This is a genomic window from uncultured Nostoc sp., assembly GCF_964247315.1.
Classification (GTDB): Bacteria; Cyanobacteriota; Cyanobacteriia; order Cyanobacteriales; family Nostocaceae; genus Nostoc.
Window position 1 is genome coordinate 1 of sequence record NZ_CAXTTT010000126.1, and the last position, 21700, is coordinate 21700.

The 21700-nt window shown below is 40.2% G+C and carries 14 protein-coding genes and 2 pseudogenes; all 16 read left to right on the forward strand.

What is annotated here, in order from left to right:
* Nucleotides 1–42: 42 nt before the first annotated feature.
* Complete coding sequence (locus ACFE93_RS28250; protein WP_375478382.1) at nt 43–1656, forward strand: class I SAM-dependent DNA methyltransferase; 1614 nt, start codon at nt 43–45, stop codon at nt 1654–1656.
* The gene (locus ACFE93_RS28255; RefSeq protein WP_375478384.1) at nt 1653–2921 is read left to right on the forward strand and encodes an AAA family ATPase; all 1269 of its coding nucleotides are present in this window, start codon (nt 1653–1655) and stop codon (nt 2919–2921) included. The genes ACFE93_RS28250 and ACFE93_RS28255 overlap by 4 nt, the downstream gene beginning before the upstream one ends.
* On the forward strand, nt 2918–3559 hold the full coding sequence (locus ACFE93_RS28260) for a hypothetical protein (RefSeq protein ID WP_375478386.1): 642 nt from the start codon (nt 2918–2920) through the stop codon (nt 3557–3559). The genes ACFE93_RS28255 and ACFE93_RS28260 overlap by 4 nt, the downstream gene beginning before the upstream one ends.
* The gene (locus ACFE93_RS28265) at nt 3556–4974 is read left to right on the forward strand and encodes a restriction endonuclease subunit S (protein WP_375478388.1); all 1419 of its coding nucleotides are present in this window, start codon (nt 3556–3558) and stop codon (nt 4972–4974) included. The genes ACFE93_RS28260 and ACFE93_RS28265 overlap by 4 nt, the downstream gene beginning before the upstream one ends.
* Nucleotides 4974–7601 (forward strand): protein kinase, encoded by a 2628-nt coding sequence (locus tag ACFE93_RS28270; protein ID WP_375478390.1) that lies wholly within the window; start codon nt 4974–4976, stop codon nt 7599–7601. The genes ACFE93_RS28265 and ACFE93_RS28270 overlap by 1 nt, the downstream gene beginning before the upstream one ends.
* Before the next feature lie 103 nt (nt 7602–7704).
* Entirely contained in the window at nt 7705–9321 is a 1617-nt protein-coding gene (locus ACFE93_RS28275) for a hypothetical protein (protein WP_375478392.1), read from the forward strand.
* Nucleotides 9321–10994: a hypothetical protein gene (locus tag ACFE93_RS28280; protein ID WP_375478394.1), complete on the forward strand. Its 1674-nt coding sequence runs from the start codon at nt 9321–9323 to the stop codon at nt 10992–10994. The genes ACFE93_RS28275 and ACFE93_RS28280 overlap by 1 nt, the downstream gene beginning before the upstream one ends.
* A 3-nt stretch (nt 10995–10997) precedes the next feature.
* Nucleotides 10998–11462 carry a hypothetical protein gene (locus tag ACFE93_RS28285; RefSeq protein ID WP_375478396.1) on the forward strand — a complete coding sequence of 155 codons (465 nt, stop codon included), beginning with the start codon at nt 10998–11000 and terminating at the stop codon, nt 11460–11462.
* Nucleotides 11463–11518: 56 nt separating this feature from the next.
* Nucleotides 11519–11839, forward strand: coding sequence for a hypothetical protein (locus tag ACFE93_RS28290; protein WP_375478398.1), 321 nt, complete (start codon nt 11519–11521; stop codon nt 11837–11839).
* A 157-nt stretch (nt 11840–11996) separates the two neighbouring features.
* Nucleotides 11997–12239 carry a hypothetical protein gene (locus tag ACFE93_RS28295; RefSeq protein WP_375478400.1) on the forward strand — a complete coding sequence of 81 codons (243 nt, stop codon included), beginning with the start codon at nt 11997–11999 and terminating at the stop codon, nt 12237–12239.
* A 372-nt stretch (nt 12240–12611) separates the two neighbouring features.
* On the forward strand, nt 12612–16439 hold the full coding sequence (locus ACFE93_RS28300; RefSeq protein ID WP_375478402.1) for an ATP-binding protein: 3828 nt from the start codon (nt 12612–12614) through the stop codon (nt 16437–16439).
* Nucleotides 16440–16509: 70 nt separating this feature from the next.
* Nucleotides 16510–17580, forward strand: a pseudogene (locus ACFE93_RS28305) (IS630 family transposase).
* 419 nt (nt 17581–17999) lie between these two features.
* A pseudogene (locus ACFE93_RS28310) lies at nt 18000–18383 on the forward strand (transposase); the annotation flags it as partial.
* A 397-nt stretch (nt 18384–18780) separates the two neighbouring features.
* A complete protein-coding gene (locus ACFE93_RS28315) occupies nt 18781–20052 on the forward strand; it encodes a tetratricopeptide repeat protein (protein WP_375478404.1) in 1272 nt (423 codons plus the stop codon).
* Complete coding sequence (locus tag ACFE93_RS28320; protein WP_375478406.1) at nt 20031–21122, forward strand: hypothetical protein; 1092 nt, start codon at nt 20031–20033, stop codon at nt 21120–21122. The genes ACFE93_RS28315 and ACFE93_RS28320 overlap by 22 nt, the downstream gene beginning before the upstream one ends.
* Nucleotides 21122–21700 (forward strand): tetratricopeptide repeat protein (locus ACFE93_RS28325; RefSeq protein ID WP_375478408.1); only part of this gene is annotated, 579 nt, incomplete at its 3' end. The genes ACFE93_RS28320 and ACFE93_RS28325, both read left to right, overlap by 1 nt.

Sequence of the window (21700 nt, forward strand, 5' to 3'; positions counted from 1 at the left end):
ATGGACATTGCACAGTAGATAACCTCAATTCATCCCTATATTATGCAACGCCGTTTAGAGTTCTTTTACTTAGAAAAGCAAAAAACGCGGTTTGAAGACCGATTTGAGCCGATAGGAGATTGGCCCCCTGCTGATGAATCTTTGGACACACAGGAAGTAGTTTCTAGTGCGCGTACCCGCAAGGCTGATCCAGAAATGCTGCGTGTGGCTTTCCGGCGCTGCCATAATTTCATTCACGGGAATGAAGGAATGCCCAAGGATGCGGCATTTTGGCAGTTTTTATACCTGATTTTCTGCAAAATGCACGATGAGCAGAAATCGCCTCGCGGTCAACGGCGATTTTGGGCGGGGCCGAAGGAACAGTTTGATACTGAAGGACGCAAGGAAATCCGCAACCGACTTATACCGTTGTTTGAGGATGTGAAAAAGAATTACAGCAATCTTTTCAGGGGAAATGAGGAAATTACCCTTTCTGACCGCGCCCTTGCTTTTATGGTTTCTGAATTGGCAAAGTATGACTTTACACGCACAGATGTAGATGCCAAGGGTGGTGCTTATCAAGAAATTGTTGGTGCAAATTTACGTGGCGATCGCGGCCAATACTTTACACCACGAGGTATTATCAAGCTGGCGGTGGCAATGCTTGACCCCCAGGAAAATGAGCGGATTTTAGACCCAGCTTGTGGAACCGGGGGATTTTTGGTGGCAGTGCTGGCCCATATGATGAAGAAGTTTCGGGAAGATGCGAATGTGCAAGTAGGATTTGAGACAACAGAGGAGTTTCTGTCTGTCAATGAACGTCTGCGCCAGTTTGCCGAGAAGCAAGTGTTTGGTGCAGATTTTGACCCGTTTCTAATTAAAGCTTGCCAGATGAATATGGTGATGGCAGGAGATGGCAGAGGTCATCTTTATCACATTAACTCTGTGGATTTTCCCAACGGGCATTTAGACGGTTTAGAACCAGCTAAAAAGGAAATTCCCCTAGAATCAATTGATGTGTTGTTGACTAATCCGCCTTTTGGTTCTGATATTCCGATTACGGATCAAAATACACTCAAGCAGTTTGAATTAGCTTACGCTTGGGAACGCACTGAGGATGGTAGTTTTCGCAGGACTGGCAGACTTCAGGGGAGTGTTGCGCCGGAGGTGTTGTTTGTCGAACGTTGTCTGAACTGGCTAAAACCAGGTGGAAGGATGGGGATTGTTTTGCCAGATGGCATTTTGGGCAATCCTGGAACCGAATATATCCGTTGGTGGATTCTCCGTCATTCTTGGGTATTAGCTAGTGTGGATATTCCAGTTGAGGCATTTATTGTTGAGGCGAATGTAAATATTCTCACGAGTTTACTATTCCTGAAGAAGAAAACCAAAGAGGAAATTAGGGCAGAGGATTTGGGAGGTAAGACAGACTATCCTGTATTTATGGCAGTGGCAGAGAAGGTAGGATTTGACCGTCGAGGAAATACGCTTTATAAACGGACTCCTGATGGTGAAGAAATTGTGGTTGTGAAAGAGAAAATAGAAAGAATTCGGATTGGGGAACGTATTATTGAACGTCCTTTAAAACGAAAAGAAAAGATACTTGATGATGACCTGCCTGTAATTGCCGAAAAATATCGAGAGTTCCGTCAACAATACCCAACTCCAGGTATATGATTTCTCGAATAGAAGCTTTTAATTACCGCTGCTTTGAAAGGCTTGATATTAAACTCGGTCAATATCATGTTTTGGCTGGTGCGAATGGCACGGGTAAAAGTACGCTGCTTGATATTCCTTTATTGTTAAGCGAAATTCTATCACAGGGATTAGTACCAGCTTTTTTGGAATCTCCTTCTATTGGCGGCAGTCCGAGAGCGCAAAATTTACAAGAGTTGCTGCATTATGGCAAAGGTAATTATTTTGGTTTTGCCATAGAAGCTGATTTACCTGAAGAAATTATTGTTAAATTGCTTAAATATGCACCATCCACAGTTATAGAACATAAAAATAGACATCCTTGGAGTATTAGGTATGAAATTCGGTTTCAAATTTTTAATAAGATTGAGCTTCATGTAACTGATGAATTTTTGTATATTGTTCCGCAGAAGGTCTCTGAACCCAAAGAAGGCTGGGGAATAGGAGGTAAACGCCCTCGTTATTGGCAAACAATTATTGTGCGGGAATCCGGTTCAAGAACAATTTTTAAACAAGAAGACCGAAGCCGCTCTAAAATTAACTTGCGACTGGAACCTCAAGAATTAGCTTTAGCAAATTTACCCAATGATATTGATAAGTTTTCTGCATCTATTTGGTTCAGAAATCTTTTAGAAAAAGGCGTAATGCGTTATGAACCAAGTTGGTCAGTGCTGCGGAAAGCTTGTCCGCCTGGTCAGCCTAAAACTTTGCGTAAAGATGGTTATAATCTGCCTTGGTTAGTGCTGAATTTGCAACAAGAACAGCCAGATTTATTTAAGTCTTGGGTAGAACACGTCAAAATGGCTTTGCCTAATGTTGTAGCAATAAAAGCCATTCAACGTGAAGAAGATTATCATGCTTACCTCAAATTAACGTATTGGGGTAATCATGTTGTTACTTCTTCAGGATTATCTTACGGAACCCTGCATATTTTGGCACTGACTATTTTGCCCTATCTGCCTCAACCGCATAGTCTAATTTTTTTGGAAGAACCAGAAAATGGTATTCACCCCAGAGCAATTGAGGTAGTATTACAATCTTTGAGTTCGGTGTATGACTCCCAAGTTTGGGTATCTACACATTCACCTGTAGTGTTGGCATATACTGAACTAGAATCAGTGATTGTGATGCGAAGTAGTAAAGAAAATGGTGCAGAGGCAATTCCCGGAAATAAACACCCACGTTTACAAGATTGGCAGGGAAGTATTGACCTTGGTTCCCTGTTTGCAGCAGGGGTACTGGGATGAGAGATTGTATCTTCTTGCTGGCTGATAAAAATATGGAGGCGGCTTTTACGGGTTTTTTGACAAGAAAGCAGTTCCATAGAAGTTTGGGAATTCGGCAGTTTGCATTCGACCCACAACAGGACATTATTGTTGAAGCGGGTAGTGACCCAGGTGTGTATAACCGCGCCCATGAATTAATTCGTCCTTACCAAAAAACTCATCGCTATGCTGTTGTGGTGTTAGATAATGCTTGGGATGGGTCGCCTGGGGTAGAAAGAATCTCTAATAATATTATGGAAAATCTTATTGAAACTGGTTGGGATGAAGAGAATTGTGCAGTGATTGTAATTGACCCAGAACTAGAGATTTGGATACTACAGGATAATCGCAACGTAGAAGAGGCTTTTCGTTTTAGGCAAGATATTTCTTTAAGAAAGTGGTTAGAACAAAAAGGTTTATGGGATGCTTCGTCCTTGAAACCTGCTGACCCGAAGAAAGCTGTTGAAGATGCTTTGAAATTCTCCAGAACTCCTCGCTCATCAGCTATTTATAAAAATATAACCAGCAAAGTCTCTGTCAAAGGATGTACAGATACAGCATTTGAAATGTTGTGCATTAAAATGCAGCAATGGTTTCCATTTGAGGAGGGTCAAGCATGAAAACTACTAAGCTAAACTTTCCTGTGATGTCCTCTTGGATGGAAAATAACGGGCGGCGTTTGGATTGTAACCCGTATCTTTCTGGGGCTTTTGAAGCAAAGGTAATACTTGAAAAGCTACCAGGGAAGAAACAACCTTTACATGAAGTTACAAAGGGAGGAATGGAAGGGATTTTTAATGGCCCCAGATTCTCTCGTAATTATGTTGAAGACCCAGAATACGGTGTTCCTTTCCTTGGCAGTATAGATATTCTGGCAGCAGATTTATCAAATCTTACTCTTTTATCTAAAAAACAAGTAGCTTCACATCCAGAGTTACTAATTGATGAAGGATGGACTTTGATAACTTGCTCTGGAACTATAGGAAGAATGGTTTATTCCCGTTCCGAGATGATGGGAATGGCTGGTTCACAGCATTTTATGCGGGTTATTGCTAACCCTGATAAGATTTTGCCAGGTTATCTATATGCTTACCTCAGCAGTAGCTTTGGTGTACCCATTGTTATATCAGGAACTTATGGTTCAATTATTCAAAGTATTGAACCTCAACATATTGCTGATTTACCAGTGCCAAGGCTAGGAAAATATATTGAAGATAAAGCACATAAAAATATTGAAGAATCAGCAAGATTAAGAAGTGAGTACCAAATACAAATTAAGAAAGCAACTCATCGGCTTTTCAGCGCAGTAGGACTCAAGGATATTACGGCTGTTGATTGGCATAAGATGGGGACAGACCTCGGTTTTTCTCATAATCTAGAGTCCCATGTTTCTCTTCGTGCCGCCAACTTTAATCCAAGATTTAAAAAGTTGTGTGAAAATATTAAATCTACCAAATATAAAGAGCTTGGTGAAATTTGTGTACCTGGAACTTTGCAACGAGGAGGGAGATATAAACGTATTGATGCTGACCCTGAATTTGGATGTCAATTAATAGGACAAAGACAACTTTTTTGGTTAAGACCTGAAGGAAGGTGGGTTGTTAAATCTGCGTTAGGAGATGATGTTTTTGTTCAACCAGGAACTATTTTAATAGCAGCAACAGGAACTCTTGGAGAAAGTGAACTTTACTGTCGTTCTGAAATTATTTGGGGTTCAGCAGTATCAATGGCATACTCAGAATTATTCGTGCGTGTGGTAGCAGATGAAGCGATTATGCCTAGAGGTTGCCTTTTTGCTTTTATGAGATCAGAAACAGCATTTAGAATGCTTAGGTCTATCGCATTCGGTAGTAAATTACAATACCTTCACCCTGACTTTATTCCTAATTTACCAATCCCTTATCCTGCTCAAGAAATACAGCAAAAAATTCACGAACTTGTTGTAGATGCTTATGAAAAGCGCCATCTCTCAAATATTTTAGAAGATGAGGCGGTTGCAATTGTTGAACAGGCTATTTCTTTGGGAGGTGCTTAATGGTTGCTAAAGTCATCGCTATTGGTCAACCCGTCAATGACTCCGAACGCCAAGCAATTAAATTTATCCGCGATAACTTACCTGATACTTACATAATTATCCATAACTTTGAAATTCCCCAAGGCAAAGAAAAATATGAAATTGACCTAGCCATCATCGCCCCTCACAGCATTTTTATTGTTGATGTTAAAGGTATTCCCGGACTAATTGATATTTATAATTCAAAATGGTATCCAGAAGGACGAGGTAATATTGGTGCGCCATTAGCAAAGTGCAGACAAAATGCTAAGGTTATCAAATCTTTAATTTGTGATACTCATCCCACCAAAACAGACCTCAAGCAAATTCACGTCCACGCTGCAATTTTAATGACAGCCCCTAACTCTCATGTCGATGCTCATGGGAGTTCTGATGAAGATGATATCACTTACCTCAATCAAAAATGCCTAACTTATTTCAAAGGCAAAGGTCATATTCCTAGCCATCGTTCACAGGATATTCGTTCTTTTCACACCAATATTGAACAAGCAATCGTCGGGAAAGCCCGTCCCAAGTCTGCGCCTACTATTTACCGTGAATGGCAAATAGAAGAGGAACTGGGAGGAACCCCAGATAAATATACAGAATATCGCGCCAAGCATATTTTTATCGGTAAACGCGGAGGAATAGCCCGACTGCGCGTTTATGAAGTTGACCCCTACCAAGAGCATAGCATCCGCGATCGCCAACGCAATCTGATTAGTAATGCTTATCGTTCAATGGTGCAAATGCCTGGGCATCCAAACATATTAAAATTAACAGAATTTTTTACTACTGAAGCAGAAGATAAATTCATTTTAGTTATAGAAGATATCGTCGGAGAACCCCTCAGCCAGCACGTTAGAAAACCAAATTTAGCACTTACTTTTGACCAAAAAATTGGCATAATCCAAGATATTCTTTCAGCCCTTGACCACGCCCACAAATACGAAGTTATCCACCGCAACCTGACACTAGATGCTATTTTAGTCACTCCTGATGGGAATGCGCGGCTGACTGGTTTTGACTATGCCAGGGTGACAAAAAACCGCAGCAGTACGATTGCAGAAAATATTGTAGACGAGCTTGACTATAACTACCAAGCACCTGAATGTTACCGCGACCCCACCCAAGCCAGTATCGCCTCAGATTTATTCTCCGTGGGGTTGGTGTTTTACGAATTATTAACGGGACAAACAGCTTTTGAGAATATTTTTCAAGTTTTTGACTGCGATGGTATTTTTCCAGAGAAACCATCCGCCTATAAACCAGACCTCCCAACAGGTATGGATGAATGGTTGCAGAAACTTTGCGCTTTTGACCCTGAAGAACGCTTTATAAGTGCAGCAGTTACACTGGTGGAACTCAACAATATTATTACACCCAAATCATCAGTGATACCTCAGTATAATACGGGGGAAAACCCTAAATCTTTAGCTGAAATAGACTTGCGGAATTTACCAGCAGATTATGTTCTTGGTAATCAATTTATTATTCAAAAGCGTCTGGGTCAAGGTGGATTTGGGGTAGCCTACAAAGTTTTTGATTCGATGGGAGATAGGGATTTAGTAATGAAACTTATCACCCGCGATAAACAATCAATTTACCAGCGTTTGGTAAAAGAATACAAAACACTCTTATATATTCCCGAACATCCTTATATTGTCAAAGTTATTATTGCTAGTAAATTCCCAGATGATACGCCCTATATCTTATTTGATTATATTGATGGAGAAGATGTAGAAAAACTCCTAGAAACAGAAGCCCTTTCCTTGGAAGATGCAGTAACAATTGCACTACAAACTGCCGCAGGGTTAGCACATCTGCACGAAAATCGTGTTTATCATCAAGATATTAAGCCTTCCAACTTGTTACTGACAGACAAGGGAGTCCGCATCATAGATTTTAACGTCGCTGTCTCAGAAAGAGATGAAAGCACTACAGGCGGCGGAACTAGGGCATATATCCCACCGGATTTTGACTTGACTTTAGATTTAGACCAAATTGATCAAGCCCAAAAAATTGACCGCGACATTTATGCACTGGGAATCACTTTCTATGAGTGCATTACAGGTAAATATCCCTTCGACGACCAAGACCCCAAGCTAAGGCGAGACAAGCAACCCCGCGATCCACGAAGTTTTACTGCTTGTAAGGATTTGAGTGAAGAATTAGTGCAATTCTTGATGAAGGCGATCGCACCACGCAGAGTTGATAGATTTTCTTGTGCTAAGGAATTTGCTGAAGCTTTGGATGCAATTAAACATCCAAAAAAGGTGTCTCAACCCACCCCGCTAACAACTGAATCCCTTCCAACGACCTTAACAGATACTTCTAAACCTAATTTCAATCCCTTTGTTAGTCATCTACTTACCTTGTACAGCCAGAGTCAACAAACCAATGCTGGAACAAGGGGATTGGATAAAATAGGCGAACTAACTTATGTACCCACACTCTTAGACCAAGCATTACAACCTGCAATTTTAGCGGGTGAATTTAACTTGGTGATTGTTTCCGGTAATGCAGGTGCAGGGCGGCCGCATCATGTCAACAAAAGGATTGTATTTTCAATAAGCTCCCAAATAGTCGCATTAATTGTTGCTTATTGACACAGGTTGAAGCGATCACTTTGAGCTTGGGAAACTAAACCAAACGATAAATGCTGATTTTTTCGTTGGTTCTTAACCTTGGTTGTGATCAAGAGTAATTTAGATGCGTTTGCCCTGTAATGCAGGTGATGGTAAAACAGCCTTTATTCAACAATTAGAAAAGCAAGCTGAGAAAGAAAACACTCAATTGCAACGAGGACTAAACGGTTCCGAGTTCCAAATAGGAGAACGAACTTTCTTTACCAATTACGATGGTAGCCAAGATGAAGGAGAGAAAGTTAATAACGAGGTATTGTTAGAATTTTTAGCCCCCTTCCAAGGGTCAAATACAAAAAATTGGCAAACCAACGAAACGCGGTTAATTGCGATTAATGAAGGCCGCCTAGTTGACTTTTTATCTGAACATGAAAAGCGCTTTCCCAAACTCGCTAAAATCGTTAAGAATGGTATAAAAGGTGCAGATCCAGAAGAGGGTGTTGCAGTCATCAACCTTAATCTTCGGTCAGTAGTCGCCAACTTAGGTGAGGAAAATAACTCAATTTTTGAGAGATTAATCCGCCGCATGACTGAACCGCGCTTTTGGCAAGCTTGCGGTAATTGCGACTTGAAAGAAAGATGTTATGTCTTCCACAATGCCCAAACCTTCATAGATGAGAAAGCAAGTCCCAAGGTGATTGAAAGGCTCAAAACCTTATATACCATCACCCACCTGCGGGGACGCTTACACATAACCTTGCGCGATTTACGTTCTGCTTTAGCCTTCATGCTGGCGGGAACAAGAGATTGCGACGAGGTTCACGAACTTTATCGCCAAAGCACTCCCGAAGCACGACAACACATCCTTGATGGCTTTTATTTTAATTCTTGGATGGGAGGTATAGGGGGTTCAGGCGATCGTCTAATTTCCCTGCTGCGAGAAATTGATCTCGGAGAAACCAGCAATCCCAGCCTTGACCGCAGTTTTGCCTTTTTAGAACCCGGTGCTAAAGAAATGGGGCGGTTTAACTTCTCAGACCGCAGCCGCAATGATGACCATTTATTACAAAGGACATTTGAGGAACTACCTCGTGACTATCGAAGTAAAATCGAAGACAATGGTCAAAAAGCATATAAGAAATATATTGCTATGCTACGACGGCGGCAATACTTTGAACGTCGTGATTCAGGATGGCAACAAATGCTACCCTACCGTCATTTTGAATATTTTTTGAAGTTAGTAACAAAACAGGAAGACTTAACCAAGGAAGTGCAACCACTTTTACGCGCTATCAACAGGGGCGAGGGTCTGAGAAACCCATCTCGTCTTGGGAATAAACTAGCCCTACGAGTCCGCCAAGTCAACAATGGTACTATCCGCAGTTACCGTGTATTTGATAGTGCAAGTTTTAGCATTCAACTTCGTGAAGCTGGAGGAATTACTTGTTTTATAGAATTTTTGCCACAAGCCTTCTTCCTTCAGTATCATTCTGTGATGAGCCATAATGCAGAGTTAAGTATAAACTTGGACGTATATGAAATGCTGAAAAGACTTGATGATGGCTATCGTCCCAGTGTTGAAGAACAACAAGGGCTTTACCGGAGTTTAGCGGTATTCAAAAATCTATTGGCTTCAGCCCCATACCGAGAAGTTTTGCTCACAGAAACCGGACAAGATTTTTATAATATCAGCCGCGATGAAGTTGGTAATCTATCGCTGACACAAGTCCAAGAGGGAATTTAATGGGACTCGATAAAAAAGACAAAGCTTTTGCACTTAGCAAAATAACTTATGTTGACTACAAGCATATTGAAATCGACAGGGCTTTACTCAACTTTTTTCCTCGATTGAAATTTGATGGCTACCCAGGTAGAGTTAGAAGTTCCAGCATTATATTGACTATAGATAAATTTTTAGAAGAATTTATAGAAGAAGAAAATCAGGATAAATTTGTTGGCTTTGCTGACTATAAGGATATTGTTTATAAATGGCTAGAAACTGATTTATTGGATTTAGTTAATCGAGGAAAAGCGACCCAAGCTGTTGTATCGCCTCGACCACTACACGGTAATGCTTATAAATACAGAAATACTAAACACGCTAGAGATTATGGTTCATCTGAGCAAATTTATTGGATGATTTATTACGCCCGTAAGGGTTTGGGTCAAGCTGCAAGGGATGCGTTGAAGGAGTTTATTTTTGCGGGGCTTGACCAACAAACTGACCGCATTTTGCTTTCAGACCAAAGAATTGATGTAGAAACTCAGGCAATTCTACATTTTGATAATCAGGTGAAAAAAGATGCTGAAGACCGTTCCAGAGAACCTGAAAGATATTCTCCCCTTTGTATTGGTCAAGCAGACTTGCTAGCAGATGATATTCTTCGTTTGCTGACCTATAAAAATTATATGCCCCGCTCAGTTCTGGTGGATTACCTTAAAACGCTGTTGTCATTTCATTTAGGGCTTTACCACCTGCGCCTGATGAAACTTTTACCAGCGTTAGTAAAGCGGTGTGGAAGTGACCCAACGTGCGATCGCTGTCCCGTAAAACCCAGAACATCTTCACCGCATGGTGATTGTCCGCACCGTATTGGGCTAGTAGTTGATATGGGCGACCCCACCAACCCCCATATGACCGAGTTGGCTCGTCATAGTGCAGATACTCATTACCGCCGCATACCAGGTTATATTGAAGCCCATTTCATTACTAAAAAATTGGATGAAATGGCTGAATATTTAAAAACAAGAAATAAGTTATCACCTGCTGGCAATTATTTCTCTGTTGGAGAAGTTTTACAACTTTTACATTCTTCTAAAAATAAAGAGCGAGAGGATTATTTTAAATCAAGAATCACGCCACTCATAGAAAGGTATCAGCAAGGAGGAGCAGAATCTTCCATTCCTCCAGAAGTGCAACGCATTATAAATATGAATTTGGGAGAATTTGATACTTACATAGAAATAATAGTAGCTCTTCGAGGCAGTTACCATCGGGAGGCGATTATCAAATGCTTGGATGCTTTGTTGCTAAAAAATAGTGATTTAGGCTTGCTACGCCAATCTCGTGCTAAAGGTAGCCCACGCTGGTTTGCTCTAGGAAGTCGATTACTTGAAGTACTATTACAAATTGCTGTTTTAGAACCCAAAGGAACAAGCTTTGTGACCCGTGAAATTAGAGTTGATGAACTGCTAACATTGCTACGCGATCGCTATGGTCTCTACATTGACCGCTTACCCCCTGGTGATGGCTTCGGACAACCCAGCATTGTAGATCAACAGGCACTGCGAAAAAATGTTACAGCTTTTAAGACTCGTCTGCGCGAAATTGGATTTTTCCAAGACCTCTCGGATGCCTATGTTACCCAAACAGTTACTCCTCGTTATACCATAACTACTGAGAACTCAGGGAGGTAACAGATGAGCCAAGGTTTTCAGGAACTTCAGGATGATGAATTAACTCAAGCTTTAGAATCATTATTATTGCCGCGCCTGAAAGATATTCTTGCTTCACGCAGCAAAGGCCATTGTATGCGAGTCGCAGATTTAGACTCGCATCTGATGATGGTACTGACACGCAGCTTGCGCCGAGAAGTCCCAGAAGCACAGATTTTTATTTTGAATGGTAACGGTCAAAATACTGACAATGCAAATTTATATATTTCATCTACCAAGTTAATTGAACTACGCAACCCTTTACCTGATGGTTCATTGCGACCACCACTACTTATTTTTTTACCATCCAATCTGCAAACGAATGCAGAAGATTCCTTCAACGTTGCATCATTTGAAGAAATTTCTCTGGCTGATGTTTATCAGCAACTGGTTCAAAAACTCATTCAGCAAGTTCCGACACTTCACAAGGTTATGTTAAAGAAATTTTGAGGTATTTAACCCAAGAAAAATGGCGTTGGGCTAATGCAGTAACGCAAGCGCGTTTTTTGCAAACAGCAGTAATTAATGGAATAGATGGAGATACCTTTGGGGCTGCATTATATGAATTGGGCTTGGTTCCAGATTTTCATTTGTTTGATGAACCTACAACTACCACTTTTAAAATTCGCAAGAATTTAAAATCGATGCAAAAACTTACCTTAAATTTTGACAAATCGATTCGAGGCAGAGTTTTAGATTTAGAGTTAACAGACAAAATAGTTCAAAATAGATTAACTGAGTTTTTAGTAGAAGTAGGTTTAGAAGACCCTCGTACCTGGACTAAGCAAGTTGTAATAAATCAAAAAAAATTGGGATATTTCTTTTGATAAATGGAAATTTCAGGAAGAAGTTAGTCCTGATAAAGTATCGATAGAAGTTCTAGATGTTGGGCTAACATTTGTTCAAGATAATGAAACTAATCAGAATTTACAAAGCCTCATTGGTCAACAAGTATTAGTTCCTAAAGAGCAGAAAAAATTTAAAGTGGAATTTAAGGTAGACCCTCACCCTCAACAAATAGAGGGGCTAGCTCACTTTAGCATCCAAATTATGACGCAAGATGGTTGTACTGTTGGAAGTGCTAAAAAAGTTAAAGTATGGAAAACAAAAAACCAAAATAAAAATGTTACTTTAGATAAACTCGATAAATTTGAATTTGAAGAAGGCTGGCATTTTGTTAGGGTTTTACCTTGGACAGAGAATGATGATCCAATACCTTTAGCTTAACCAGATAATAGTTCAACTCTTGCCCAGATAAAGCCTTATGAAAGTGAATTATTTTATGTACTTCCTAATGCTGAAATTGATGCAGAACCACCAGAAATCAAGTTTTCTGAAGAAACAAGCTTAGAACACGCTAAACTGAAACTTCAGTTTGTAACTATTGCCGAGAATCGCGATCCTAACGCAGTTACTCTTAAAGATGTAGTCTGGGGTGAAAAAAGTAGCAAAACTCGCAGTACAGCCCAAGAAGCCTTAGAAATTAAATTTGGTCGGGATGGCAAATTTCGTATCCCTGTAGCACCATGCTTAAAAGATTTAGAACTGGCAATATTAACATCTCCACAAAGTCCTGTAAGTTGGAAAATACAGGTCAAAATGGGTCAAGTTGGTTCTCCCTCACAAGATATTCTTGATTTTCCAAAATCAGCATTAGCATCAAGTTTTTTATCAACCCGTGCTGATTATTTCGCCGCCATTCTTTCAGGAGATAAAAACCTTATTTCTCAGGCAGTTAATTTTGTTGCTTTGAAAGACTCTTGTTATGAGTACGCCGCCGCATATAGCGAACTATTAGTTGACTTGTGCCGTAAAGTAGAAAAAAGTAATGGTTCAGACTGGCAATCTTTCAGTGATTTGAAAAAAGTACTTTTGGTAGATACTGTGCGCTTAGAAGTTATAGACTTCCGAGGACAAACACGGGAAGCCATATTATTGGGGCCAACCCATCCGCTACGTGCTTTATGGCTAACTACATGGAGTCAAGTTGCACAATCCTGGGTTGCTGCTGCCTCCAATGGACAAAAAGAATATGTGGGTTCTGCGCGAGATAGTATTTTGCAGGGGTTTGTACCTTTAAATGTACCCCCAACTTTACCCCTAACTGATGGCAGAGTTTTCATTACAGTTGATAATATTAATTTCTTCTGGTCGCTGTATGCTCCATCAACCGAAGAAAACACACGCGGCTTGTTAGGAGAAGTTTGTGCTGCTTTTAGGCTACCAGAACCTACCATTGGTGCTGCGGTGAATGCTGAAGTCTTAGCTTCTCGGATTGAAAGGTATTTGGTACAAAATTCTTATATCCGCACACTCACTATTAATGCTTTTAATTCAGGTCGTGCCAGCATCCTTGCAGATGCCATGATTTTATTGCAAAAGCGGGAAGCATTTCAAGATTTACGGTATGAGATCCGCTTATTTGTCCCCGATCCAGAAGCACCAGGAGTTGGTGAAGCCATAGAACAACTCCTTACACCAACTGCTAACATAACTTCAGAAGTAGTTGATGCTTTTTCTACATCTAGTGGAAGTTATTTATTTCCAAAGTTAAGTTTGGCGGTTCATTCCGTTAATGATTTTCGTAACCCAGAATCAGAAAATAAGTACCAAGCCCACATCAGCATATTAATAGATTTATTTCCTGCAAAAGAAATTGGTTCAGCACCACCCTTCCAACCAAAAGAAATTGCATCGTTACATGGTCTAATTCAAGACTTTGTTATCGAATTCCAAGATGATGAAAGCGGTATTTTCTGGCGGCGACAACCGTGTCATGGAAAGGCACTTCCTCTTCTTGGTGCGGAAAGCTTGATTGATTTATTGGCTGAATTACCGAAAATAATGTCCGGCGCAACTGCTACTGTTGCTACAGGGATACCAGTTTTTGAAAATCGTCCAGTGGTAGCGTTGGGTCTAAATGCAGAACAACGGGAATTATTGCACCATATTCATAATGTCTGTGATTGGGTCTTCACCATTGATCGTAATATCGGCATTGAATTTTTCGATCATGGTGGTCAGAGCGATCGCCCCCCTTACTTAGTTGACTATGTTCCCAATACTACTGCTAGTGTTGGACATCGGTTGGTTATTACTTCGCGCTCTTTATCAGAACTAGAATCAGTTTTGTCCCAAGTGCTAGAGCAACATGGACTCAAAGCTGAAGGAAGTCATGCAGGAGTTATCCTTGAACAATTGCGATCACTTTCTGGACGACTAGCATTAAAACTAATTTCATCTGCTAACCAGCAGACAGAGGCACTAGGACTAGCTTTAGCTCGTCTATTTTTGCAGTATCAAGGAGCATTATCAAACCAAATTATACTGCCGCTTGATGCCCATATAGAATTATTTCAAAAAGCAAAGCAGCAAGCAGAGGCATTGGGTAACTCAGTTACCCTTCAAAGGACAGATTTAGCACTTTTCGACCTAAATGTCACAACTCGGACTATAGTTTGTAATTTAGTTGAGGTAAAATGCTATGCACGAGTGGGAAGTGTTAGTAATTTCAATCGATTGAAAGATGAAATTTCAGAACAAATTAATCAATCTAAAAATGTTTTGTGTTTACACTTTGAACCAAAAGAAAGACCAGACTTTCTACTAAAAATTCGTGAGTTTGCAACTATATTGGAATTTTACTTAGACCGAGCTTTACGATATGGAGAAATCGATAAAGATGCTGCCAATGAAGCTAGAAATTTACTAACGACTTTAGAAGATGGTTATACGTTGCAATTTACTCAAAGTGGGCTAATTTTTGATTTTCAAAAACCGGGGACTGAACCACCGGAGTATGACCGAGGAATTGAATTTCATCGCATCGGTATCGATTTAATTGAAGAATTGATTGCTTTAGCACAACCAGTTCTCACAAAAATCACTCAATATTTTGAGCAAGAAGAGATTACACAAGAGTTAAAACAAAAAGATGTTATAGACTCAATCCCCCGTCTGGCTTCAGCCGCTTTTCTTGTCCCATCAAGGGAATGGTCTACAACTTGGGATGATTTTACAAAGGATAAAGAACAAAATATTTCCCCAAAACAAGAACAGCCTAAAGTATTCTCAAATTTGGATAGAGAAATCGAAGGTTATAAAGTAGAACCTAAAACACAAAAAGAACAGCAAGATATCTCCCAACCTATTGAGATTATTAAATCACCAGAAAATATTGTCTTACCTTTACCACTAGAGATAGAGACTGATGATATACCTCAAACTGAACTGACTTATGACATAATGCTTGGTGTTCAATCTCCAACACCCCAGTATGGAATTTTAGGAGAAACATCTGGGCGTAAGGTTGCCTTAGACTTGAATCAAACTCATACCATCAGCCTTTTTGGAGTTCAGGGAGCAGGAAAAAGTTACACATTAGGGAGTATTGTTGAAATGGCTTGTATGCCCATTTCAAATATCAACATTTTACCAAGTCCTCTAGCAACTGTAATTTTTCACTACAGTCCAACCCAAGATTACAAACCAGAGTTTACCTCAATGGTTTCTGCCAACTCCGAGTCTGCTCAGATTGCTCTGTTAAGGGAAAGATTTGGGGCAGAACCAGCCTCGCTTAACGATGTCGTAATTCTTGTTCCCTCTGCAAAACTTGAAGAAAGAAAAGCTGAGTACCCAAATATAGAAGTTCTTCCTCTTACCTTTGCCGCATCAGAACTAAAAGCTACACATTGGAGATTTTTGATGGGTGCTGTTGGTAGCCAAAGTATGTATTTGCGTCAAATCAACCAAATTATGAGAAGATTACGCGACCAAATAACTCTTCAAGAAATTCTTCAAGGCGTAGAAAACTCTTCTCTATCAGATCATTTAAAAGATTTGGCAAGAACTAGATTAGAATTTGCGGCTGAATATATTGATGATAGCCGTCGCCTGACTGATACTATTCTTCCCGGTCGCTTAATAATCGTGGATTTACGAGATGAGTTTATTGAAAAAGACGAGGCTTTGGGACTTTTCGTTGTTTTATTGCAAATTCTTTCCGAGGCAACTCATAATGGACAGCTATTTAACAAACTTGTTGTTTTTGATGAAGCACACAAATACATAGAAAGCCCAGACCTAGTAGCTGGACTAATCGAGGTAGTTCGAGAAATGCGGCACAAGGGAACTAGTATCATGGTTGCTTCACAAGATCCACCATCAGTTCCCACGTCTCTCATTGAATTATCCTCACACATAATAATGCATCAGTTCAATTCACCAGCTTGGCTAAAGCATATTCAAAAAGCCAATGTATCGCTTAACACTCTGACTCCAGAAAATATGAGTAATCTGGGTGCTGGTGAAGCTTATATTTGGTCGGCTAAAGCTAGTGATGATGCGTTTACCAAAGGAACCGTAAAAATTAGGTGTCGTCCCAGGGTCACTCAACATGGTGGCAGTACAAAAACAGCAGTTAAGTAGGTGGGCGGGGAAAAACCGAAATGTGTAACAATAAGTAAACACGGAGAAATTATGAAAAAAGGTATAAAATATGGGAGCGCGTCTAAGAGTATTTCTGAACCGTGAAGAAGATCGAACCTCATTTGAGTTAAGGACAGCAACAACGGTGTCGCAGAAAGTACTCATATCGAGCCTTGGCAGTCAGATTAAATTCTCACGGATGGTACATCGAAAAAATAGCAGCCCATTTTAATTGGACAGAGCAAACAGTAAGAGAAACGCTTCATAAGTGGGAGAAAAAAGGTTTAGGAGGACTATGGGATGCTCCGGGTAGAGCCGGAATAAAAAAGTGGAAAGAAGAGGATATTGTTTATTTAGAAGAATGCCTGAAAACCGAGCCGCGCACATATAATAGTCGGCAATTATCAAGAAAGCTAGAGAAAGAAAGAAATATTAAGTTGAGTCCCGACAGAATTAGAAGGGTACTCAAAAAAAGGGGATTAATTGGAAAAGAGCCAGAATTAGTCATAGAAAAAAGCAAGACCCTGTAACACGAAAGCTCAAACAGGCAGACCTTGAAATGCTAGAGCTAGCTGCGGCAGCTGGCGAGATAGACCTGAAATATTTAGATGAATCCGCCTTTTGTATGTGGTGTACACCCGGTTATACATATTATCCAATAGGACAACAAAAGCGCTTAGAGCAAAGTAAACGGCGTGGTAGAAGATTAAGTATTCTTGGTTTGTTTCAACCATTAGTAAGTTTTATTTATGGCTTAGTTATTGGTAGCATCACTAGTGAATCTTATCTGAAAATGATGGAATATGAGGCTATTCAGGCAGAACAAGAAATCAAGGCTACTGGACGTATAAGAGTAATAGTTCAAGATAATGGTTCCATACATAAATCTCTTGATGTACAACAATATTGGACTCAGTGGGAACACATGGGATTATATATTTTCTTTCTGCCTACATATTGTTCAGAGATGAATAGAATTGAACTAGAGTGGCAACAACTCAAAAAACATGAAATTTCTGGACAGATGTTTGATGACGAATTAGACCTAGCTTATGCAGTTATTGATGGGATAGAAGCCAGAGGAGAACGAAATAATTACGGTACAGAACGTTTCAAATTCAACAACCATCTTTCTTCTTAACATTGCTTTACATATATTGTTTTTTCCATGCCCACCTACTTAATCTTTAGATAACAGCCATAAGATTTTTCACAGAGAAACGATTGCATAATTCCTAAAATCAATCTCACACGTGAGGTTTGTAGTTAGAATGCGATCACAAGGTCGAGATTTTGATTTCCAGCATGAAAGATTACTGGCATTTAAGCAAGAGAGTCGTGCGATTGCCCAGGGACGACTTTCGCGGCGCTTTATGAGAAATTTGAGCTATGTAAATATTAAGGTTCATGATGAGAAGAGATTGTAGGAGGATGCGCTCGCATAAGATTTTGCCGTAGCAGAACTTCTCAACTTAATCTTGAACTTATTGAAGTATCCTAAACCTTTATGAGTAAGGAGTTTATAGAATTGTTTAACCGTTTTATTCGTTTTTTTGCTGAAAGCTAAATATACTAAAAAAGTTTCCTCAAGCTAAAAAAGTGAAACTGTTCCGGGTAACTGTCTCCACCGACAGAACGGATTTTATCGCTACGAACGATTTATCTCAAGATTCTACGGACGTTATACAACAAGTGTGTAAGGTTCGATGGAAAGTTGAGGAGTTTCATCGGGAATTAAAGCAATTGACTGGTATTGAATCCTGTCAATGCCGTAAGGCTCGTATTCAAAGAAATCATATTGCCTGCGCTATTTTAGTCTGGCTTAGGCTCAAAGATTTAGCTTATACAACTGGTCAAACAATCTATCAAATTAAGCATGGATTGTTATCAAATTATTTAGTTCAACAACTAAAACGTCCGGCTGTTCCCATGTTTCTTGCCTAGTTATTTAGCGCGCGGCGCGGCTACACCGCGCCATTGTTTGTGACAGTTGCGTAAGTCCTAATTTTTTCAAAGCTTCTGAGTAGCCAACGATAACATAGTGCTTGTAGGCGCGTAAATTGTACAACTTTTTTATAGTTATACACAATTCCTTATGATTTTTTGAGGGCTACCTCAAAAAAACCTTTATTTAAAAGTTGCGCTATAACATAGACAACTACAGAACGTCTATACTCTTCCAGAAATTGCGCTGACAGTTGAACAAATATTAGCAGTGGGTAATGTGAGTTAGAAAATAGCGATCGCTCCTGAGTTCCAACCAGCAGTAATATTAGAAAAACAATAAATTGGGCGTTGCTAACGATAAAATTTAGATTTACGCCCAGTTACTGAATTACGGATGAGCGACTCTCCGCTAGACACAACCCTTAAGCATTATAAAGCAGCAATTGACAGGTTAGAAAAAACTGATGCGATCAATGCCGAGCAGGTTTTGGACGTGTTAAATGCTAGAAATGCTGTGCAGGTGGCTTTCAAGGAAGCAACAACCATTCCTACCAGCAGATTGAAGCAGGTTTTGGAGTTAGATGCAGAACTCAGAAAACAAGCACAAAAGATTACCAAAGTTATTAAAACCGAGCAATTTGCTGAGTGGCGAGAGAGCGTACATCCCTCAGCAGAAGCTTGGTGGTGGAAGTTAGAAAATTTTGCACCTGTCCACAAGTGGGATAACTTGGATTGGTTATGGAAAGGTTTAACAGTTGCAGGCTGGACTGCTAATCTCAGTTTACTCATCAATATTGCTACTCGCTTTCTCAGCGGGGGAGCAGGATTATTAGGAGCTTCAGCAGTTATTTTACCGAGTATTCTTGCCTTGTTACAAGCAAGTAGCGAATTAACTAAAGCTGGTAAAGAAGGATTTGAGAAACTACTAACAAAACTGAATATTCCCCAACATTTACAAGAAGAAGCTAAGTTTGGTTCAACTCTATTAATGACAGGATTCTTAATCAGTTTTTGGTTAGCTCTACCATCAATTTCTCAACTCTATAATAGTCAGGGGAAAAATAATTACGATAACGGTAAATTAAGAGCAGCGGAACAAGATTACCTCAAAGCAATTTCCTTAGATGTCGACAATGTAGATGCTCATTACAATCTCGGCAATCTTTACGAGGATTTACAAGATTTTGAAAAAGCAAAAAAGCATTATCAAATCGTCGTTGGTAGTGACGTTACTGATGCCTATAACAATTTAGCTCGCTTGTATATTCTGGATAAAAAATATCCCCAAGCTACAGCTTTACTACAAAACGGACTGTTGAAAGCCAACGAACAGAATAGCTCGCCCAAAGTCAGATATAACCTATTTAAAAATCTCGGATGGGTGAGGTTTGAGCAAGGCAGAGATGACGCAGCACAAGCAACCTTACTAGCGGCTATTGGCATTGCAAATAACCCAGAAACAGCAAAAGATTTCCGTAATTCTGGTTCTGCACACTGTATCTTAGCGCAGGTGATGGAACGGCAAAAACAATCAACTGCACTAGAGCAATGGCAGAAGTGCTGTCAACAAGGTTCTACCCTCAAGCCTGAAGAGGACACATGGTTATATCTAGCTCAACAAAAATTAAAAAAAGCAGGTAGAGGATGCCAAAATACCGCAAATTGATTAAGCTAACTGGAATATTACTTAGCTTACCCTTGGTGATAGTAACAACATCTGGGCTGACTCAACAAAATAGCCTGAATTTTATTTTTGGGATTAGTGGCAATGTCCAGATTAAGAGAGATGGGCGTAACAGCTACCAGCAAGTATATATAGGTACTTTACTAAATCCCTCAGATCGTTTGCGGTTAGGAAAAGGATCGTCTGCCAAAGTTTTTTGTAATAACTTATCGACTTGGAATATTACCTCTCAAGGCGAATTTCCCGTTTCTAGTGGTTGTCCATCCACTGAAAAAGTGATTCTCATCAGAAACGGTAGTAACCGCGTTAATACTCGCACCCCAAATGATCCAGCCATTCCTTATATTATTACTCCGCGTGACACAGCAATTTTAAATAACAAACTGAATCTGCGTTGGAATGCGGTGAAAGGTGCAACTAGCTATCAGGTACTATTACGCGGCCCAGGAGTTAATTGGACAACTGAAGTGAAGCAGCCAGAAGTTGTTTATTCTGGTAAGGAAACTCTACAACCAGGCTCTCGTTATCGGGTAATTGTGACTGCTGATAACGGAGTCTCTTCTGAGAATGAAACGCCTACTGGATTCACATTACTCAGTCAAGAGGATGCTAAACGGGTAAAAGCTGAAATTACAGAATTGCAAAAGCAACAGTTAACTGATGAGTCCAAAACTCTGGCTTTGGCATATCTATATAAAAGTAATAATTTAAATACTGCGGCAATTGATTTATTAGCAGGCTTAGTTAAGCAAGGAAACCAAACCACAGCAGTTTATCAGCTTTTAGGTAGTCTCTACCAGCAAGTGGGTTTAAATAGATTAGCAAAAGAGCAGTATTTAACTGCAATGAAGTTAGCCAAGGCAGAAAAAAATTTGGAAGCCCAAGCAATAATCCAAGCGAGTTTAGGGGAAATTGATATAACTCTAGACAACTTACAGCAGGCATTTGAGTCATTGCAAGCTGCTCAAAGTAGCTATCGTGCTTTGGGAGATGAGCAACAAGTACAGCAACTACAGCAGAAACTAGATGACTTGAAAGGAAAGCTACCATAATGAATAACCTGCGAACCAGACAATTAGTAACCCTAACAACTTTGTTAGCAACAGCTGGGTTATGGGTGTTAATGCCAAAGCCCACAATTGGGCAATCAACCCCTCCTGTTTCAGCTGCCCAGTCTGCCCAATTGGCAGAAGCAAAACGACTTGAGCAACAGGCAGAGAAACTTTACAATGAAGGCAAATATAGCGAAGCCATTTCCTTAGCAAAGCGTGTGTTAGCTATTCGTAAGAAGGTACTAGGCGACGAGCATCGCGATGTGGCAACTAGCTTGAATAATTTAGCAGCACTGTACCGGAGCCAGGGACGCTACGCAGATGCCGAACCCCTGTATCGCCAAGCTTTAGAAATGAATAAACGCTTGCTGGGTGAGCAGCATCCCTCTGTGGCAACTAGCTTAAATAATTTAGCTCTACTGTACTCAAGCCAGGGACGCTACGCAGATGCCGAACCCTTGTATCGCCAAGCTTTAGAAATGAATAAACGCTTGCTGGGTGAGCAGCATCCCGATGTGGCAACTAGCTTGAATAATTTAGCTCTACTGTACCGGAGCCAGGGACGCTACGCAGATGCC

Bases quoted from the DNA above. Each gene is read 5' to 3' on its own strand.
- ACFE93_RS28260 (WP_375478386.1), top strand. From the start codon at position 2,918: ATGAGAGATTGTATCTTCTTGCTGGCTGATAAAAATATGGAGGCGGCT.
- ACFE93_RS28255 (WP_375478384.1), top strand. From the start codon at position 1,653: ATGATTTCTCGAATAGAAGCTTTTAATTACCGCTGCTTTGAAAGGCTT.
- ACFE93_RS28315 (WP_375478404.1), top strand. From the start codon at position 18,781: ATGAGCGACTCTCCGCTAGACACAACCCTTAAGCATTATAAAGCAGCA.
- ACFE93_RS28300 (WP_375478402.1), top strand. From the start codon at position 12,612: ATGGGTCAAGTTGGTTCTCCCTCACAAGATATTCTTGATTTTCCAAAA.
- ACFE93_RS28275 (WP_375478392.1), top strand. From the start codon at position 7,705: ATGCGTTTGCCCTGTAATGCAGGTGATGGTAAAACAGCCTTTATTCAA.
- ACFE93_RS28265 (WP_375478388.1), top strand. From the start codon at position 3,556: ATGAAAACTACTAAGCTAAACTTTCCTGTGATGTCCTCTTGGATGGAA.
- ACFE93_RS28270 (WP_375478390.1), top strand. From the start codon at position 4,974: ATGGTTGCTAAAGTCATCGCTATTGGTCAACCCGTCAATGACTCCGAA.
- ACFE93_RS28250 (WP_375478382.1), top strand. From the start codon at position 43: ATGCAACGCCGTTTAGAGTTCTTTTACTTAGAAAAGCAAAAAACGCGG.
- ACFE93_RS28320 (WP_375478406.1), top strand. From the start codon at position 20,031: ATGCCAAAATACCGCAAATTGATTAAGCTAACTGGAATATTACTTAGC.
- ACFE93_RS28280 (WP_375478394.1), top strand. From the start codon at position 9,321: ATGGGACTCGATAAAAAAGACAAAGCTTTTGCACTTAGCAAAATAACT.
- ACFE93_RS28285 (WP_375478396.1), top strand. From the start codon at position 10,998: ATGAGCCAAGGTTTTCAGGAACTTCAGGATGATGAATTAACTCAAGCT.